This is a genomic window from Butyrivibrio hungatei, from assembly GCF_001858005.1.
In the GTDB taxonomy this organism is placed as follows: Bacteria; Bacillota; Clostridia; order Lachnospirales; family Lachnospiraceae; genus Butyrivibrio; species Butyrivibrio hungatei.
The window spans coordinates 1,481,942-1,500,355 of the sequence record NZ_CP017831.1 but is presented as its reverse complement, the minus strand read 5'-3'; the positions used below and the strand labels follow the sequence as shown (position 1 = coordinate 1,500,355).

13 protein-coding genes are annotated in these 18,414 nt (G+C 38.8%); 1 reads left to right on the top strand and 12 read right to left on the bottom strand.

From position 1 onward, the window contains the following. Positions 1–6: 6 nt before the first annotated feature. The 3 genes from bhn_RS07085 to bhn_RS07075 all read right to left on the bottom strand — a co-directional run bounded on the left by bhn_RS07085 (position 7) and on the right by bhn_RS07075 (position 6,495). Positions 7–1,560, bottom strand: a complete 1,554-nt coding sequence (locus bhn_RS07085; protein ID WP_071176035.1) for a sodium:solute symporter family protein — start codon at positions 1,558–1,560, stop codon at positions 7–9. A 92-nt stretch (positions 1,561–1,652) separates the two neighbouring features. After that, positions 1,653–2,267, bottom strand: coding sequence for a class D sortase (locus bhn_RS07080; protein ID WP_071176034.1), 615 nt, complete (start codon positions 2,265–2,267; stop codon positions 1,653–1,655). Next, entirely contained in the window at positions 2,254–6,495 is a 4,242-nt protein-coding gene (locus bhn_RS07075) for a SpaA isopeptide-forming pilin-related protein (protein ID WP_071176033.1), read from the bottom strand. Before bhn_RS07075 ends, bhn_RS07080 begins: the two co-directional genes overlap by 14 nt. 284 nt (positions 6,496–6,779) lie before the next feature. On the opposite strand from bhn_RS07075, the gene fsa reads away from it, so the two are divergent. Beyond that, positions 6,780–7,433: a fructose-6-phosphate aldolase gene (gene fsa, locus bhn_RS07070; protein ID WP_071176032.1), complete on the top strand. Its 654-nt coding sequence runs from the start codon at positions 6,780–6,782 to the stop codon at positions 7,431–7,433. A gap of 83 nt (positions 7,434–7,516) precedes the next feature. Here the strand turns inward: fsa and trpS are convergent, their stop codons facing one another. The 9 genes from trpS to bhn_RS07025 all read right to left on the bottom strand — a co-directional run bounded on the left by trpS (position 7,517) and on the right by bhn_RS07025 (position 18,405). After that, positions 7,517–8,518 (bottom strand): tryptophan--tRNA ligase, encoded by a 1,002-nt coding sequence (trpS, locus tag bhn_RS07065; protein ID WP_071176031.1) that lies wholly within the window; start codon positions 8,516–8,518, stop codon positions 7,517–7,519. Then, complete coding sequence (locus bhn_RS07060; RefSeq protein WP_071176030.1) at positions 8,508–9,140, bottom strand: metallophosphoesterase; 633 nt, start codon at positions 9,138–9,140, stop codon at positions 8,508–8,510. Before bhn_RS07060 ends, trpS begins: the two co-directional genes overlap by 11 nt. A 16-nt stretch (positions 9,141–9,156) precedes the next feature. After that, positions 9,157–9,651 carry a ribonuclease HI gene (rnhA, locus tag bhn_RS07055; RefSeq protein ID WP_071176029.1) on the bottom strand — a complete coding sequence of 165 codons (495 nt, stop codon included), beginning with the start codon at positions 9,649–9,651 and terminating at the stop codon, positions 9,157–9,159. Then, positions 9,651–11,324, bottom strand: a complete 1,674-nt coding sequence (locus bhn_RS07050) for a MutS-related protein (protein ID WP_071176028.1) — start codon at positions 11,322–11,324, stop codon at positions 9,651–9,653. Before bhn_RS07050 ends, rnhA begins: the two co-directional genes overlap by 1 nt. 3 nt (positions 11,325–11,327) lie before the next feature. Continuing rightward, positions 11,328–12,632 carry an amidohydrolase gene (locus tag bhn_RS07045; RefSeq protein ID WP_071176027.1) on the bottom strand — a complete coding sequence of 435 codons (1,305 nt, stop codon included), beginning with the start codon at positions 12,630–12,632 and terminating at the stop codon, positions 11,328–11,330. A gap of 21 nt (positions 12,633–12,653) precedes the next feature. Beyond that, complete coding sequence (locus bhn_RS07040) at positions 12,654–13,484, bottom strand: purine-nucleoside phosphorylase (RefSeq protein ID WP_083386078.1); 831 nt, start codon at positions 13,482–13,484, stop codon at positions 12,654–12,656. A gap of 838 nt (positions 13,485–14,322) precedes the next feature. Beyond that, complete coding sequence (locus bhn_RS07035; RefSeq protein WP_071176026.1) at positions 14,323–16,263, bottom strand: serine hydrolase domain-containing protein; 1,941 nt, start codon at positions 16,261–16,263, stop codon at positions 14,323–14,325. 5 nt (positions 16,264–16,268) lie between these two features. Continuing rightward, the gene (locus bhn_RS07030) at positions 16,269–18,164 is read right to left on the bottom strand and encodes a heavy metal translocating P-type ATPase (RefSeq protein WP_071176025.1); all 1,896 of its coding nucleotides are present in this window, start codon (positions 18,162–18,164) and stop codon (positions 16,269–16,271) included. Between the two features lie 22 nt (positions 18,165–18,186). Continuing rightward, entirely contained in the window at positions 18,187–18,405 is a 219-nt protein-coding gene (locus bhn_RS07025) for a cation transporter (RefSeq protein ID WP_071176024.1), read from the bottom strand. Positions 18,406–18,414 lie beyond the last annotated feature (9 nt).

The window sequence follows — 18,414 nt, the reverse complement described above, 5'->3', positions numbered from 1 at the left end:
TTTTCCTTATGCTACTGTTTCATCATCAGAAAGAGATGTGCTCTGATGTACCATGACTTCTTTATCATAGCATGCAAAAGCATTGTCAACCAGCTCTTTATCAGGCTTTTTGGTAACCAAAGACACTAAAGGTACGATGATCAGGCCTGCCAGCATACAAAAGGCTCCAGCGTTTATTGGAGACTGTAAGAGCTTAGGAAAGCTTGGTCTCATAAACATATTTGCAAGCATCACAAGAGTTGAAAAGATAAAGCTGCACCATACTCCTGTCTTTGTGGTCTTTTTCCAATATAGTCCATAGAGAAATGGTGCAAGGAATGCTCCTGCAAGAGCTCCCCAGGATACTCCCATAAGCTGAGCTATAAATGTGACATTCTGCCTATATTGAACAATGGCAATCACAACAGAAATAGCCACAAACACGACAATAAGCGCTCTCATTATAAGAAGCTGCTTCTTTTCATTCATGTCTTTTATCACATGCCCCTTTAAAAGATCCAACGTAAGGGTTGAGCTGCTTGTAAGAACAAGCGATGAAAGCGTAGACATAGAAGCAGATAAAACAAGGACTACAACTATTGCAATCAGAATATCAGGAAGACCTGATAGCATTGTAGGAATAACGCTATCATAGCCATTAGCCGCAATATCTATCCTATCGGAAAAGAGTCTTCCAAAGCCTCCAAGGAAATAGCATCCACCAGCAACCACAAAGGCAAATACTGTAGAAACCACTGTTCCCTTAGCTATAGCCTTTTCGCTTTTAATTGCATAGAACTTCTGAACCATCTGTGGAAGTCCCCAGGTTCCAAGAGAAGTAAGGATAACAACACCAAGAAGGTTAACAGGATCTGGTCCAAAAAATGAAGCAAAGACTCCTGGAGCACTAGATACGCTTTCATCTGTAATAGCTGCAAGACCATTTAGCGAAGCCATGAAACCGCCCTGACTATTTAATACAGATATTACAACTGCAGATATGCCTATAAGCATTATAATGCCCTGAATGAAGTCATTTATTGCTGTAGCCATATATCCGCCTGCAATAACATAAATACCGGTTAAAACAGCCATAACGATAACGCATACAGAGTAATCAATATTAAAGGCCATTCCAAATAGCCTTGAAAGCCCATTATAAAGAGATGCTGTGTAAGGAATAAGAAAAATAAAGGTAATTACAGATGCTGCTATTTTTAAAGATTTTCCTCCAAAGCGCGCTGCAAAGAACTGAGGCATAGTAGCTGAATCAAGGTGCTGAGTCATGATCCTGGTACGTCTTCCAAGAACAACCCATGCAAGAAGTGAGCCAAGTAGCGCATTTCCAATTCCAGCCCATGTGGCAGCAATACCGTATTTCCAGCCAAACTGTCCGGCATAGCCCACAAATACTACAGCTGAGAAATAGCTTGTTCCATAAGCAAAAGCTGTAACCCAAGGACCAACTGCTCTTCCGCCCAATACAAAACCATTAACATCTGTCGAGTTCTTTCTGCAGATAAAGCCGATAATCAGCATTACAGCAAAAAAGACAAGTAAAAGAAGAACTTTGATAAGCATAGTAAAACCTCCCAATTTTGAAATAACCCTCTTTAATACTTTAATGCTTTAAATCGAGTTAGTCAACAAAATTGCGAGGCTAAATGTACTTTTTATTCAACTCTTTCAGCAATCACAACAAGTCTGTGAGTAGCTATATAGATAGGTGTGCAGGTATAAAGAGTTAATATCTCTTCTTCTGTATTTTCCAATATACTGACATCTTCAGGCTCCACGACCTTTATTTCTTTTACCTTGTAGGTATAAGTCTCTTCATGTGTATCAACATAGATCATGTCGCCGATTTCAACTTCATCAAGTCTGTTAAAAAACTTTCCAAAGGTATAATTTCTGTGTCCTGCTATTACGCAGTTACCCTTTTCTCCAGGATTTACAGTAGATGTATCATGTCCAAGAGAATTAGCAAGAGCTTCCTTTGAAGTTCCTTCACTTACAGGTTCAACAGAATCAATCTTTGGAATCCTAACAAGATAATTTATCTTGGAACCAAAGATAGGAGCTTCCTCTTCAGAATTCTCACCTTCACTTGAAACTATATCCTCAGTATCTTCTATTTTTTCCCAAGTATCATCCTCATTAAATGAATTAATGGCTTCGAGCTTAGTAAGATACTGGAAGGTATTAACGGTAATTGATGTCACAAGTACCAGGACACCAATTACCATTAGAACAAAGCCAAGGAATCTAACAAATTTATTTCTTTTCATTCTTCTTACCAAAACATAAGTACATACCAACTAAAAGCATGACAAGTCCAAATACATAGGACAAAACAGTTCCAAAGAATCCTGATGTCTTAGCAAGTCTAGGAGCTCCGCTTTCATCTTCATCGCCAAGATACTCGCCAAGAACATCTGGAAGAACACTCATGTCTATAGGCTTCTTCACAGCCTGAGCATTAGTATTAGCGGCAGTTGTTGTAGCACCACCGCTTGAGCTCTGTGAATCAGAGCCACTTCCTGAACCATTACCATCCCCTGATCCAGACTCACCACCATTTGAAGATGAGCCATTTGAAGGATTTGATTTTGGAATCAGCTTATTCTTAAATACAAGCTTCTTGCTGCCAGTATTTGTAAAGGAACCATCTGCATTCAAAGTCCATATATTACCATCACTATCAATCTTAAATATGATAGGGTCAGCCTTAAGATAGCCTTCTGGAACCTCATCCTGAACTGCAATGTATTTGGTCTGATAGTTAACATTTGCAGTTCCATTAGTAGAATCATTTGGAACAATTCCTGTTGCAAGAGGATCTCCAGCTGAGCCCCCTTCAAGCACGCTAACAGTGACCTTTGTTCCATCTAAAGGATTTCCATCAGGTCCAAGTCCTTCAACAGAAATGCCACTCTTCTTAGATGTATCAACCTTATTAACAACGCTTAAAAGATTATTATCTACTGGTGTATAGCTTGAACCATTCCATGAAAAGAGCTTTAATTTATTTCCGTCTTTTGCAATCTTGATCTTCATTGCATCTGCTTTAATAAAGCCCTTTGGAGCATCCTTCTGAACTATGTAATACTCGCCTTCTTTGAGCTCTACTGACTTATTGGTTCCGTCTGTATTCCATGTAGCAATAGGATCTGAACCATCAGCATTTTTGCTAACTACAAGTGTTGCTCCTGTAAGCTTTTCAGACTGCTTGTCAGAAAGATCATTTACACTAAGCTCAAATATATTTTTCTTGGGATCATATCCGATCTTTTTGTTTGTTACAGTAGCTTCAAGAGAATTCTTGTTAAATACAACTTCTATATCGTCCTTATTAACCTGATATCCATCTGGAGCCTTTGTTTCTCTAAGGTAATAGGTATTGCCCTTAACAAGCTTATTTACAAGTCTTGCCTGACCCTTTGAGTTAGTTGTTACTTCAGCAATTACCTTTTTATCTGCATCAAGGATCTGGAATGTAGCACCTGGCAAAAGAGATCCGTCTTCAAAATCTTTTTTTGTAATAACAAGTCTTGTTGAAGATGAGTTATTAACTGAACTAAACTCACTTGCAGAGAAGCTGCAATTTGAGGAAATATCCTCATTTTCCTGGAAGCCAATAAGCTTTACATCATTAGTAAAGTCATTAAGTGACTTATCCTCCATACTTGCTGAGTAAACAAGTACGCAGGCTTTATTTGTGCCACTAGTAAGCTTAATATCAATTCTTGTCTTGTCGCCATCTTTTTCTACAGTTACTTTAGAAGGCACCTCAGTAGATGTTGCAGATAGATCTCCGGTTGATGGATCAACTGTGCATTCATAAAGATGAATTGAATCAGAGATAAATTCAAAACTTGCGCCAAGAGTATCTCTAAGTACTGTTCCAGCTGGAATTTCCTGTTTTCCATAGTTTAAGTAAACAGTATAATCAACTAGTCCTGTCGAAGGATTTATCTTACCCTTCTTGGAAAGAATAACGTTTTTAATAGGTGTAGTGCAGTTTGAAGAAAGACCTGCTGCGTTATCATCAAACTTAACTGTTGCCTCATTCTTTATCTGAGTGGACTCATTATTCTTAAGACCTAATATCAGCTCATCTTTAACCTTAACGCTAAAGGTAATAGTCTTCTTGGAATCGTCACCAGCAGCAATATCTCCAAGGTCTATTGTCAAAACGCCATTTTTATAGGTGTAACCACTAGCTGCGCTTCCATTTATCTTAAGTGAACCATCAACAAGCTCTACACCAGCTTTGATAAGTTCATCAGTAACGGTAACACTCTTCATGGCCATCTTATTTTCGTTAACAACTATCTTGTATTCGATCTCATGAGTATCATAGTTGTATGAACTTGAAGTCTTTGTGATAACTGTACTTGTAAGTGTCTTGGATGCTGTATCCTGAGCAAGTAGTTTATCGCCTGTATATATCTCTGCTTTATTAGAAAAAGCCTGAGACTTATTATTTGCCCAGAAGTTCTTATCAACTATCTCAGACACAACGTTAAACGTAACGCTATTTCCATTAAGCTTATCATCAAAAACAATTGAATATTCATTCGGGTCAGCAAAAGAAGTCACATCAGGAAGAGTTGTTCCGTCACTTATCTTGATGTTATTGATCACAATAAGCTTTTGATCAGCTGGTAAAACGTCTTTGATAGTAATATCAGTAATAGGCATCTTATTCTTGTTTGCTGTTACGGTCCAGGTGATCTGATGAGTCTTTGAATCATAAGCAGTATATTCCTTGTGAATACCAGCTTTTACAGAAAGACCTTTTATACCAACCCCAACGTTCTTGGTAAATACTTCTGTTCCATCTTCGTCTTCATATGAGATCCAAGCCTTGTTTTCTGGAACTTTTCTATTAGTCTTCTGAAACTCTTCAAAATCTTTGATCTGTGTAGTATAAGAAACCTTGATAGTACCTGCATTTGAAACATTACCAAAAGAAACACAGAAATCATATCCGCTTCCTGCGCCCTCTAATGTGCCTGCAGGTCCGTCAATAGAAAGGCTTCCACTTACAAGCTCCATAGTAGTTTCATTATCTGTATCAAACTTATCGTAAAGCTTAAGGTTCTTTAGGCCATAGTTATTAGTATCAATAGTTACAGTCCAGTTTGCTCTACCAGTTGAAAGGTCGATCTCTCCGCCTTCCTTCTTTATCCACTGATTGTACTCCTTAGTAACAGGAACAGTAGCGCTATCTGTTGCAATTTCTTTATCAGCATCATCAAGGATCTTTGCACTATTTGAGAATTTGATAGTCTTGCCACCTGAAGTATTATCTTTAAAAGAATCCTTCATGAAGTCAGCAGTTGGCTTAGTCTGATATTTGATGACTATATCTGAATCTGTAGTTGCTGCTGGTACAGCATACTCTATGGAACTAGTTGAAACATTAAGTCCATCAGTAACTGCTGTGTCATTCACCTTAAAAGAGCCATCAACATAGACCTGTTCCCCAGCAAAAGTATCAACGAATTTAAAGCCGTTAGCATAGGAAATTGCATTAGCGTCTCTGTCAATATTAACCGTCCAGTTGATAACATCATTAGCATTATCATAAGTACCAGTCTTATTTAAGCTTGGTGCCTTAGGCTGGTTTTCAGATACCTTTACAAGAACGTCTCTATCACCGATCTTAAGGTCTATCTCAGATTGATTTTTGTATGCATCTGCCACTTTGTTAAGAGTAAACTGAAAGCCGAACTGAGCATTTTCATTCTTTTCATACTCTTCATCTACAATTGTGAGCTTGATCTTACCGCCTTCAAACTCAACAGTTGCAAAATCATTTCCATTACATGTAAGTGTAGGAATAGAAATACCGCTGTAATCAAAGCCGACGTTTGGTGTATCAAAATAGAAAACCTCTCCCTTTGCTACATAAACAGGAGCTGGCTCACTATCAGCCGCAATATCCTCATCACTATAGTTAACACCAATAGGACTCTTTAACTGGTAATTAACTGTGATAACATCGTCAAGAGAAAGAGCTTCTATATCAGTTACATTCTTACCATTTATGGTCATTGTGACAGATGATAAAAGGTCTGCATCTGTTGGCGCTGATTTTCCAGGAACTACAATCTTTGATTCTCCAAGAAGTGCAGGATCTAATGCCCCTGATGATCCTAGATTAAATGTTGAAAAAATAAGAGATGATTCAGGGTCATCATCTAAAGTCTCATCTTCATTTCCGATCAAAGCTTGCTCATCATCAACCTTCTTATCATCAGATGTGACATTTTCTTTATTATCAGTATTGTCCTTATTTTCTACTTTATCCTTATCCTCATCTGGAATAGTCTCCCACAGATCATCATCTTCATCAGTAGATGCTGCAAAACCTGGTTCATCAGATGTAGTATAGACATCGTCTGCAAAGTCCTCATTATCTAAATTTTCAGCATACGATAAAAAACCAGTGCCAAGCAAATTAATGCAAAGCACCAGACTTATAAAGATTCTTGATATACTTTTCATTATGCCTTCCCCTTGAGCAATCATGTAATGATATTAAGTCTACATTTTATTTCAATAATATGATAAGCAAATCACCATATAACAGCAATAAGTATATCTAAACATTCTGTGTTTAATATGTGACAAAACTGTGAAAACTCACATAGCATTAAGTGAGTGAAAATAAGCAATATGCAAATATATTTCCCAAAACATAAGTGCTATCATATTCTAGGCAAAGTAATAAACAAAAGTTCAAAAATTGCTTAAAAAGCATATAAATTAAGTCAAAAGGAGTAAGTAAAATGAAGTTTTTTGTAGACACAGCCAACATTGAAGAAATCAAAAAAGCAAATGACATGGGAGTTATCTGCGGTGTAACAACAAACCCTTCACTTATCGCTAAGGAAGGCCGTGACGTATATGAAGTAGTTAAAGAGATCGCTTCTATCGTTGACGGACCAATCAGCGGCGAAGTTAAGGCTACTACAGTTGATGCAGAAGGCATGATCGCAGAAGGTAGAGAAATTGCTAAGCTTCACAAGAACATGGTTGTTAAGATTCCTATGACAATTGAAGGTCTTAAGGCTTGTAAGGTTCTTTCAAGCGAAGGTATCAAGGTTAACATGACTCTTATCTTCACAGCAAACCAGGCTCTTCTTTGCGCAAGAGCAGGCGCTGCATATGTAAGTCCATTCCTTGGAAGACTTGATGACATCAGCGTTCGTGGAACAGATCTTATCTCAGAAGTTGCTGAGATCTTCAACATTCACAACATCCAGACAGAGATCATCGCTGCTAGTATCCGTCATCCTATGCACGTTACAGACTGCGCACTTGCAGGTGCTGATATCGCAACTGTTCCTTACAAAGTAATTGAGCAGATGACACATCATCCACTTACAGATGCAGGTATTGAGAAATTCCAGAAGGACTATCTTGCAGTATTTGGTGAATAATTCAATTTTGAAATACGCTAAATAATTAAAGCTCCTTGTAGTGTAAAATACTACAAGGAGCTTTTTTACAGTAAATAATCAAATTATAACTGATAGAATCCAACCTTCTTATAAACTTTACGAAGAGTCTTGTTGGCAATATAGTTTGCTCTGTCAGCACCCTCTTTATAAACATTCTCAAGATAAGCCTTATCTGCAATAAGTCTCTTAGCTTCATCACGAATAGGAGCAATTGTCTCAATTACAGCTTCGCCTACAGCAGGTTTGAATACACCATAGCCCTTACCTTCAAACTCTTTTTCAATCTCTTCAAAGTTCTTGCCTGTGATAGTTGAATAAATGTTCATAAGGTTTGCTACGCCAGGCTTATTTTCCTTATCATAGCGTACACAGTTCTCTGTATCTGAGTCTGTAACTGCTCTCTTGAACTTCTTCATGATGACATCATCTTCATCCATAAGGAATACGCAACCGTTTGGCTCAGACTTGCTCATCTTGGAACCTGGTGTTGTAAGACCATAGATACGAGCACCAGTCTTGGCAATATATGGTTCAGGAATACGGAATACATCACCGTATATATTGTTGAATCTCTCTGCGATATTTCTTGTAAGCTCTACGTGCTGCTTCTGATCCTCACCAACTGGTACATAATGTGGCTGATAAAGCAAGATATCAGCAGCCATAAGAGACGGATATGTGAAAAGACCAGCATTGATGTTATCCTTGTGCTTTTCTGACTTATCCTTGAACTGTGTCATACGTGAAAGCTCACCAAACATTGTATAACAGTCAAGAACCCATCCAAGCTGTGCGTGTGCAGGTACATGTGACTGAAGGAACAATGTGTTCTTCTCAGGATCAAGGCCTGATGCAATATAAAGAGCAAGCATCTCAAGTGAACGACGACGAAGCTCCTTAGGATCCTGACGAACTGTTATTGTATGCATATCTGCCATGAAATAATAGCATTCAAATTCGTTAACTCTATCCGCCCAATTTTTGATCGCTCCAAGATAATTACCAAGGTGAAGGTCCCCACTTGGCTGAATTCCTGAAAGCATAATCTTCTTTTCATTTTCCATAATCAGAATTCTCCTCTATTGCTTTATTTAACTTGATCCACTCCGTAAGCGTAAGTGGCGTATAATCAGATCTTTTGCAGAAACAATTTATCATATTGCAGGGAATAAAACTTTCATGTGTGCTTCCAATAGGATTATAAGGCGTAGTCTTTATCATCTCAATGATTTTTTTCATAAGAACTTCATCTCTTGTCTCATGAACATGACCATAGAGCATATAAGTCTTGGGATCACCATTGTGACGAAGTCTATACTGTCCATCATAAAACGGAATTGGATAATGACTACAGATTACCTTCTTTTGAGAATCAGTTATCTCCTTATAATCTTCGATCCATTCAAATCTTGAAGCGTCAAAATCAGCTGATTTGATGTATTTGTCGTGATTACCAGTTATGAGACAAAGCTTTCCTTTGAGCTTATGAATAAGCTCGTTGGTCTCATCAACCTTTCCAAGAGAAAGGTCACCCAGAATAACAACTGTATCTGCATTCGTAACCTTATTGTTCCACTTTGTAAGCATATAGTCATTCATTGCTTCTACGCTTTCAAAGCCTCTCTTATCCATCCTATCATTAAGTGCACCATGAAAAAAATGGCAATCCGCAATGTAGTATATCAATATAAATCCTCGTCAATCATATTACTCTAAGGTCGCCGCCATCATCATGATATAAAAGCGACACATCCTGATCAGCAGCTGTTGTGGCAAGCTCATCACATCTCTCATTCTCCGGATGGCCAGCATGTCCCTTAACCCAGTTCCAGGTTATCTTATGGGGCTCTGTAGCCTGAAGTAACCTTTTCCAGAGATCGACGTTTTTAACTGGCTGCTTACTTGCTGTTTTCCAGCCTTTTTTGATCCAACCACTGATCCAGTTATCAGTAAATGCCTTGATAACATACTGGGAATCAGAATAAACAAAGACTTCACAGGGCCTGTTAAGACTCTCCAGACCTTTGATAACTCCAAGAAGCTCCATTCTGTTATTTGTGGTCTTGTCAAAGCCAGCGCTTATCTCTTTTTCATGAACCTCACCTTTAGAATCAACGACTCTAAGGATTGTTCCAAATCCGCCTGGTCCATCAGGGTTCCCCCTGGCTGAACCATCAGAATATAATTCAACCTTCATTATTTCCAAACTCCTGTTGCAAGGAAATTATCTGCAAGTGACTGGGCGTTCTGAACAATCTTGTCATCATATCCCAGAACACCTAGAAGCTTAATAGCATTTCTGGTAGTTGCAGGACCTTCCTTGATAGTGTAATCAAAGTGAACATCGTTATCCGTTACATTTCCTTCGAAGTGATAAATACCAAATTCATTTTTCAAAAGAGTTGTAAGCTCGATATCATGTGTTGCAGCAAAGCATGTCACATCATTAACCGCAAAGGTCTTAAGAATCTCAGTTGAAGCTGCGATTCTTTCAATAGTGTTAGTTCCTCTTAGAACCTCATCTACAAAACACAGCACCTTCTTGTGAGCATTTGCTGCTGCATCAAGAATCCTCTTGATAGACTTGATCTCAACAATGTAGTAGCTATCGCCTTCAAAGATATCATCATTGAGAGCCATAGATGAATAGATAAGATAAAGAGGAGCTTTATAGCTCTTTGCAAGCACAGTATGAGTAGTCTGAGCAAGTAGTGAATTTATACCACAGCACTTAAGGAAGGTTGACTTACCAGAAGCATTTGAACCTGTGATAAGAACGCCCTTATCAGTTGAGATACTGTTAGTAACTGCCCCCTCAATAAGTGGATGAAGAAGCTCTTTTGCCTCATATGATCCATCAGCAAATTCAGGGATGCAATAAAACTCCTTAAAACTCTCTCTAAAGCAAGCAATTGAAATATAGCTTTCGATCTTACCTGTAATAGTAATAACCTTATCAAGCTCATCTCTATTTTTCATGATCTGCTTGTACATCTGATTAAACTTAATGAGGTCAACGTGAGTTGCCATTCTGATGTAGTCAAGCATAAGTTCGGCAGGATTTCCACTGGAATTCATACGATTTGGAGACATCAAAATATATGATCCCTTTGTAATAGAACTAAGCTTTTTGCCTGCCTCTTTCATATCCGCCACATCATCAGAGATAATATCCATATCGAACTTTTCAAAATAAGCCACAGTATTGATGACTCTCATGATATATCTGTAAGAAGCAAGATAGGGATCAATATCCCCCTTAACTTTGAAATATCTTACAACGTTATATGCAACTGCCAGAAGAAATGCGATAAAGCCTATCCTAAAGTTGATGAAACAAACCGGAATCGTAATAGCAATGATCAAAAGCATAAGATAATGCTCTCTGTTACTAAAGTTTGTTACATCATCAAGGTAATCAATATAGTCGTAGATTGAATATCTGATCTGTCTTCCTATCTTTGAAAAAATAAGCTGAAGCTTTCTTCTGTCTTCATCATGAGTTCTGAAGTACTCAACCTTTTTCTCAAGTTCCTCAAAATCATCTTCAGTCTTTGGTGACCTTAAAAGATAATAAAGATACTCTTCACCAGTGGCACTAAGGCAATAGTTCATTCTAGCAAAAACGCCGTCCATGTTAAGGTCATTCCAGGTTGTATCATCAATCTGAAACTCCTCTTTGTGGGCCTTAAAATAACCAAGAAGATGATCAAGCTCATCAGCCTTGTATTCTCTGTTTGGTGCCTCACCAAAGTTCTTTTTAAGTTTGTTTAAAAGATATCTCTCAGAATTCTTCTGATCACGTATTCCTAATATGTATGCAATAAATGAAATACCAACAAGCACACTTAAAAAAATTATACTTTCCATACTTTATAAGCCGTAAATCCTTTTCTTAATTTTTTCAGCCTTCTCATAGATTTCTAAAGGCTCTTCCCCAATATTAAATTTACCATTCTGATAACGGATAACGCCGCCTATCATAGTCATAAGGACGTTACTCTTACTGCCGCTATAAACAAGGTTTTTAACTATGTTGTTAATAGGCTGCATATTTGGCTGAGACATATCGATCATGATCATATCCGCAAGCTTGCCTTCTGTAAGGTAGTCTGCATCATTAAGTCCCATACATCTTGCGCCATTAACAGTTGCCATCTTAAGAACTTCTGCGGCATCAATGCAAGATGCGTCCATATTCTTAAGTTTAGCAAGTCCTGTCACAAGGAACATCTCTCTAAACATATCAAGGCAGTTATTACTTGCAGGTCCATCAGTACCAATAGCTACAGGAATGCCACATTCAAGATATTCCTTTATAGGAGCGATACCACTAGCAAGCTTTGTATTTGACCCTGGATTAGTAACAGCATAAAGGCCTCTCTTTTTCATGATCTCTCTGTCTTTGTCACTAGTCCAAACAAGGTGATAACCACCTCCGCCGTAATCAAAAAGCCCAAGAGAATCAAAGAATTCTATAGGAGTCATGCCATATCTATCCATGCACTCCTTAGTCTCAGACTCTGTCTCCTGAATATGAGCCCAGAATGGAGCCTTGTACTTGTGAACAAGTTCTGCACACTTTTCTAAAAGCTCTTTTGAACACGTATATTCTGCATGAACTCCAAGAATAAATGAATTAAACTCATCTCTTCCATTGAGCTCCTTGTAGTATTTTTCCAAAAGTTCTACTGACTGACTAAAGTTATTTACACAGCTAGTCTGTACGCATCTAAATCCGCAGTCTCTAAATGCATCAGCAACAGAAAAAGGAGTAAGGTACATCTCAAAAGCAGCAGTGATACCACTAGTCAAATACTCCAAAATAGATATCTTGGAAAGTTCATAGATGTCTTCCGCTGTCATCTTGGCTTCAATTGGGAATATCTGTTTATTCAGCCAATCAGAAAGTGGCAGATCATCAGCACTGGACCTCATAAGTGTCATAGCTGAATGAGTATGCGCATTCTTAAAACCAGGCATTAAGAGATTTCCTTTGCAGTCAATCTCCTCATCCCAGACAAGCATCTCATCGGGATGACTCTCACAATATGTACTAGCTTCCTCTTCAGTCCCGGAAAATTTGATCCTGTCTGAAACAACCCAAACTTCCCCATTAAAAATGTCCCTGCCAGGCTCCATAGTAAGTACTCTGGCGTTAAAAAAACGATATCTCATACCTACTCCCATAAAATATTATTATAATTTAAAGCGCTTGATAGACTCTGTCACAAGCTTTGTGAAAAGAGGTGCTGCCTTATCAGCTGCTTCCTGAACTTCTTCATGTGAAAGTGGATTGTCCGAAAGACCAGCAGCAAGATTACTGATGCAAGATACACCGCAGACTCTAAGTCCCATGTGATTTGCAGCAATAGCCTCATTTACAGTACTCATGCCAACAGCTGAAACTCCAAGTCCTGCAAGAAGTCTGATCTCAGCAGGTGACTCAAATGAAGGACCTGTAAGCTGGCAATAAACGCCTTCCTTAAGGTCTATTCCGTTCTCTTTTGCTGTTTCTCTGATGACTTCCTGAAGATCCTTTTTGTAAACATTGGACATATCAGGGAATCTAGGACCAAGTTCATCAAGATTTGCACCAATAAGCGGATTTGGAGCAAAAACTGAAACATGATCTGTAATAAGCATAAGATCTCCAGCCTTAAATCCCTTGCCAAGTCCGCCTGAAGCATTTGTAAGGAAAAGAATCTTGGCTCCAAGCATTCCCATAAGTCTTGCTGGAAGAACAACATCACTAATGTCATAGCCTTCATAGAAGTGGACTCTTCCCTTCATGCATACAACCTTAGTATCTCCAACATATCCAAAGATAAACTTTCCTGCGTGTCCAGGAACTGTAGATACTGGAAAACCTGGAATATCCTTATATTCAATTTCTGTTTCGATCTTTATATTATCAGCGTAGTTACCAAGACCAGATCCAAGAACCAAAGCCACGTCAGGCACAAAATCAGTTCTCTTTCTAATCTCCTCCTTGCAACTTACAAGCTTTTCATAAACTTTATTAGCCATTATGATCACCCTTTCTATAACAAAATGAAAAACAAGGCCGAAAACATACATATTTCCGACCTTGTTATCATACCATAAAAATCACTTATTTAGTATTCATGAGCTTAACTTTCCGTTACCATTTACAGTTTGGGATAGCCGCTGGCTGGTTCACTGGAGCTGCGCCCTGCCTCTGCCTAGTTCAGCCCAGTGGGGCCGCCAGCCTGAAGTTTATTTTTGTTCATCCTTCGGATTTTTATGTTCATGGGGCCTGATTTCATCCTTGAAATTCCTTGAAACAAACTCGTCTTTTATGCACATTTTTGTCTGTAAAGTTTTGGGTTTGAACGATTGTCAAGAAAACGCCATTTTCTTATGCTCATAAGCAGTTTTTGACACGCATGCGGTTTGCGTTGTTTGAAGCAGGGCGGTAAGAATTTATAATAAGTGGTCACGCCCGCTTTTTGCGGGCTTTGTTAACAGAACAAAGAGACGATCTCTCAAGCTAGCTTGGAGAGTCGTCTCTTTTTCTGTTATAAGAGCGAAGCTCTAATGACCACTTATTATAAATTCCGCCCTGCAAGTCTGTAGCAAGAGCATGCGTATTAAACAAAAACTGCATGAGCATATAGAAAAGTATCGTTTTCTTGATGAGGGCAAAACAAAACTTTACAGCAAAAATGGCATAAAAGACTCAGACAGTGTTTCAAAAACGGAATTTCAAGGATGAAATCAGGCCCTCATGAACAAAGAAAAATCCTCAGAGATTCACAAATAATAAACTTCAGGCTGGCGTCCCCACTGGGCTGAACTAGGCAGAGGCAGGGCTCGGCTCCAGTGAACCAGCCAGCGGCTATCCCTAAACTGTGAATGTTAACAACTTTCCATGAATTACAGGCTGAATAGTATTCTTAACAGCTTCCTCAAGTACCTCTTTCATACCACCCTTGACGATCTTTGAAAAAATAACACCCTGAACTCCTGTAATTCCTTCAGGTGCTATATTTTTCATCGTATCTATCAGCATATCAGTGCCTGGTGTCTCAAAGAGCCTAAGCTCAATCCCCGATGGAACTGAAGGATGGATAAAAGTGCCCTTTCTGTCGATCCTGTCTACAGAATCATCACTAAAATAAATATTGAAAGTCCTTGAGCAGGCTTCTTCTAGGAAATAGACCTCATTTCTGATAACGAATCTGTTATATTCATCTGTGGTGCACATAGAAGCCATCGACACTATGTATTTTTCCCCATGCATATTGATCAGGCTCTTATATCTCTTACCTCCAAAGCCGCATCGAAGAGAGTAAATATCAGTGCCTTCGAAGATATCAATGTAAAAGGAGTTATTGGCTCCTTTCCTAAAGCCAATTTTGTACATGCCATCAGTAAAGTTGTTATGTACAACCTGCATCATAAGTGGAAAAATGCCAACACCCGTTACATCAAGGTCATAAAAAAGGCCATCCAGCTTAGTAAGCCATTTACTTAAGAGCTGGTTCTCATTTCTAAGATTATAAGTATCAAGTGATGCTCTAAAACATCCTCTCTTATTGTCATGAGACAGCTTTACTCTCCTTGTACTTCCACAGGTCATTGAAATAGTCTTTTTCTTGTAGCCTCCGCTACTTATCACTGGAAAATCCTTGATTCTTCCGCTTACTGACTTACAGATAGCTTTAAGCTCTGATAAAGCTGCAAAGTCATCATCCAAAGGAACAAGACTAGTTTTTATATCAGATTTCATGGCTTTTCTTATGGTAACTGCCATAAGTGAAGTCTGGAAAATATCAGAATTACCAGCATTTGTGACAACTACCATATCTATATCCGGATATACAAAGACGTTTTGTCCAAGCATACCGTTAAAAGCATATGATCCAGGTCTGTCATCATTTATCCAAAGCTGGTAGCCATAATGCTCATTATCGTTCTGACCTGTTTCTATCTGCCATGAGGTGGATTCCACTACCCACTGAGCTGGTACGATCTGAGCTTTGTGCCACATGCCCTTCTGAAGATAAAGCTGTCCCATTTTAGCCATATCCTCAATACGCATAAACAGGCCCCAACCGCCTTTTGTAATACCCTGTGGGCAGCTCTCCCAAAAGACTCTCTTAATGCCCATAGGATCAAATATTCTTTTTTTACAGAATTCAAATAAAGACTCACCTGTGATCTCAGTTACTATGGCAGACAGCATATAAGTATTCATGCTGTTATACTCAAACTTTGATCCGGGTTCAAAATTAAAGCTCGAACTAAGATAGCTCTTTCTCCAGTCATTTCCGCTTATGGCACCGGCTTCGTTAAATGAAACGCCGCTGCTCATATTTAGGAGATTCTGAACTGTTACAGGCTTTTTGAAAAGACCTAGTGGTCCCATTCTAGAACTAAAGATATCTGAAAGCTTATCTGTGATCGAAAGCTTTCCTTCATCAACCAGGATACCTATAGCCATGCCAACAATACTCTTACACATAGAATATGAGACATGCCAGGTGTCCATCACATATGGCTCAAAAGAACATTCCGCAACCACATAACCATGCCTTAAAAACATGATCTTATGCATATTACATTCCTTGTTTTCAGAAAGTTCTCTTATTAGACCAGTAAAAAATGCAGAACTGACGCCCTGTGATTCAGGTGACTTCCTTAATAACGCTTCCTCTCCAGGTAAAGGGTTACTAGAAAACTCAGGTTTCTGAGGTTTATAGTCAACCTTACTGATCTCACCAGTTTCCCTGGTCATAAGCTTTAAAAGAAGTTCTCCAACGTCAAGTCCTGCATTAGCCATTTATCTTACCTCTCAAGACGCAATGCTCTCATGGAATTTAGGATAGCCAAAACCGCTACTCCAACATCTCCAAATACTGCAAGCCACATAGAAGCAATACCAAGTGCTCCAAGTACAAGAATAAGTAGTTTAACAGCCAGAGCAAATACGATATTTTCCTTCACGATTGTGATAGTCTTGCGGGCAATCTTGATGATCTGTGAAATTTTCCTGATGTCATCATCCATGATAACGATGTCTGCAGCTTCAATCGCAGCGTCGCTTCCAAGTGACCCCATGGCAATTCCTACATCTGCTCTCATGAGAACAGGAGCATCGTTGATACCATCACCCACAAATACAAGTTTATTATCATTATCCTCTGATGTGAGTAATTTTTCAACTTTCGCAACCTTGTCAGCTGGAAGAAGCTCAGATTCTACAGTATCTATGCCTATCTTAGAAGCCACATCAAGAGCAGTCTCTTTTCTGTCTCCAGTAAGCATTACTGTATTCTTTACGCCAACCTTCTTCATAAGACTGATGGCATCCTTTGCTTCAGACTTAATGACATCTGATATAACGATCGAACCTATAAATTTCTTATCAAGAGCTACATATACTGCTGTTCCAACTTCTTTTGCCAGGTCAAAAGAGATATCTTCATCGGACATTAACTTGGCATTACCTAAGAGAAGTTCCTTGCCTTCATAGGTTGAAACAAGACCATGTCCAGCAAGTTCTTTGGAATTAGCATCTGAAAGCATATCCTTTAAGGCTGCTTCACCGAATTTTTCCTGATAAGCAGTAACTATAGATTTTGCAATAGGGTGATTAGAAACAGCTTCACCAAACGCAGCGATCTTTAAAAGCTCATCAGCTGTAACAGCATTTTCATAAGGAGTTACTGAGGTAACCTTGAATTCACCCTTTGTAAGTGTTCCTGTCTTGTCAAACACTACTGTACTTGCCTTGGATACTGCCTCGAGATAGTTACTTCCTTTAACAAGGACACCAATCTTTGATGCTGCTCCAATTCCTCCAAAGAAACCAAGAGGAACAGAAATAACAAGAGCACAAGGACAAGAAACTATTAGAAATACGCAGGCTCTTCTGATACTATCTGAAAATGCCATCTGACCAAAAAGTGGAGGAAGTACTGCAAGAAGCACTGCTCCAATAGTAACTACAGGTGTGTAGTACTTGGCAAATCTTGTGATGAAATTCTCCATTCTGGACTTCTTATTACTTGCATTTTCAACAAGCTCTAAGATCTTGGCAACAGTAGAATCTTCATAAACCTTGGTAGCTCTGACCTTTAGAACACCCTCACCATTTACACATCCGCTGATAACCTGATCTCCCACTGCAACTCTTCTAGGAACAGATTCACCTGTAAGAGCTGCTGTATCGATAAAGGAATCCCCCTCTACAACCTCAGCATCTACAGGAATCTTTTCTCCTGCTCTGATAAGAAGCACGTCGCCAATACTAACTTCTTCAGGATCTACTTCTTTTACCTGCCCATCATCTGATACAATATTGGCAAACTCAGGAGCTATGCTCATCATCTCAGTAATTGACTGTCTTGACTTACCAACAGCGTAGCTCTGGAACAGCTCACCAACCTGATAAAATAGCATTACTGCAAGGGCTTCTGAGTACTCTCTGATTCCAAATGCACCAAATGTAGCGATCATCATAAGAAAATTCTCATCAAAGACCTGTCCGTGGCTTATGTTGATAGCTGCCTTTCTGATAACATCATAGCCAATGATGATGTATGGGATCAGATATAATACAAATCTTACAAGTTCTGGCGTCTTATCAAAAAGCCCAGTCTTGTCACAAATAAGTAAGATAACAAATAGAGCAAGAACTATTAGTATTCTATTTCTAACTTTTTTCTGTTTCTTTGTCATAGCCATAAACCTCTAAAATAAGTTAGGCAAGTTCGATCTCGCAATCTGGCTCAACCTTTTTACAAGCCTTAACAGCTTCATCTAAAACCTTATCAAATTCTTCCTCAGCAGCCTCTAAAGTAAATTTCTGAGTCATAAAGTTAACTCTGGCATTCTCAACGCCACTGATCTTCTTAACTGCTTCCTCCATCTTTGCTGCACAGTTTGCACAATCAACCTCACACTTAAATGTCTTTTTCATAACTTATCC

Bases quoted from the DNA above. Each gene is read 5' to 3' on its own strand.
- bhn_RS07025 (WP_071176024.1), bottom strand. From the start codon at position 18,405: ATGAAAAAGACATTTAAGTGTGAGGTTGATTGTGCAAACTGTGCAGCA.
- bhn_RS07050 (WP_071176028.1), bottom strand. From the start codon at position 11,324: ATGGAAAGTATAATTTTTTTAAGTGTGCTTGTTGGTATTTCATTTATT.
- trpS (WP_071176031.1), bottom strand. From the start codon at position 8,518: ATGGAAAATGAAAAGAAGATTATGCTTTCAGGAATTCAGCCAAGTGGG.
- bhn_RS07035 (WP_071176026.1), bottom strand. From the start codon at position 16,263: ATGGCTAATGCAGGACTTGACGTTGGAGAACTTCTTTTAAAGCTTATG.
- bhn_RS07080 (WP_071176034.1), bottom strand. From the start codon at position 2,267: ATGAAAAGAAATAAATTTGTTAGATTCCTTGGCTTTGTTCTAATGGTA.
- fsa (WP_071176032.1), top strand. From the start codon at position 6,780: ATGAAGTTTTTTGTAGACACAGCCAACATTGAAGAAATCAAAAAAGCA.
- rnhA (WP_071176029.1), bottom strand. From the start codon at position 9,651: ATGAAGGTTGAATTATATTCTGATGGTTCAGCCAGGGGGAACCCTGAT.
- bhn_RS07075 (WP_071176033.1), bottom strand. From the start codon at position 6,495: ATGAAAAGTATATCAAGAATCTTTATAAGTCTGGTGCTTTGCATTAAT.
- bhn_RS07045 (WP_071176027.1), bottom strand. From the start codon at position 12,632: ATGAGATATCGTTTTTTTAACGCCAGAGTACTTACTATGGAGCCTGGC.
- bhn_RS07085 (WP_071176035.1), bottom strand. From the start codon at position 1,560: ATGCTTATCAAAGTTCTTCTTTTACTTGTCTTTTTTGCTGTAATGCTG.
- bhn_RS07040 (WP_083386078.1), bottom strand. From the start codon at position 13,484: ATGGCTAATAAAGTTTATGAAAAGCTTGTAAGTTGCAAGGAGGAGATT.
- bhn_RS07030 (WP_071176025.1), bottom strand. From the start codon at position 18,164: ATGACAAAGAAACAGAAAAAAGTTAGAAATAGAATACTAATAGTTCTT.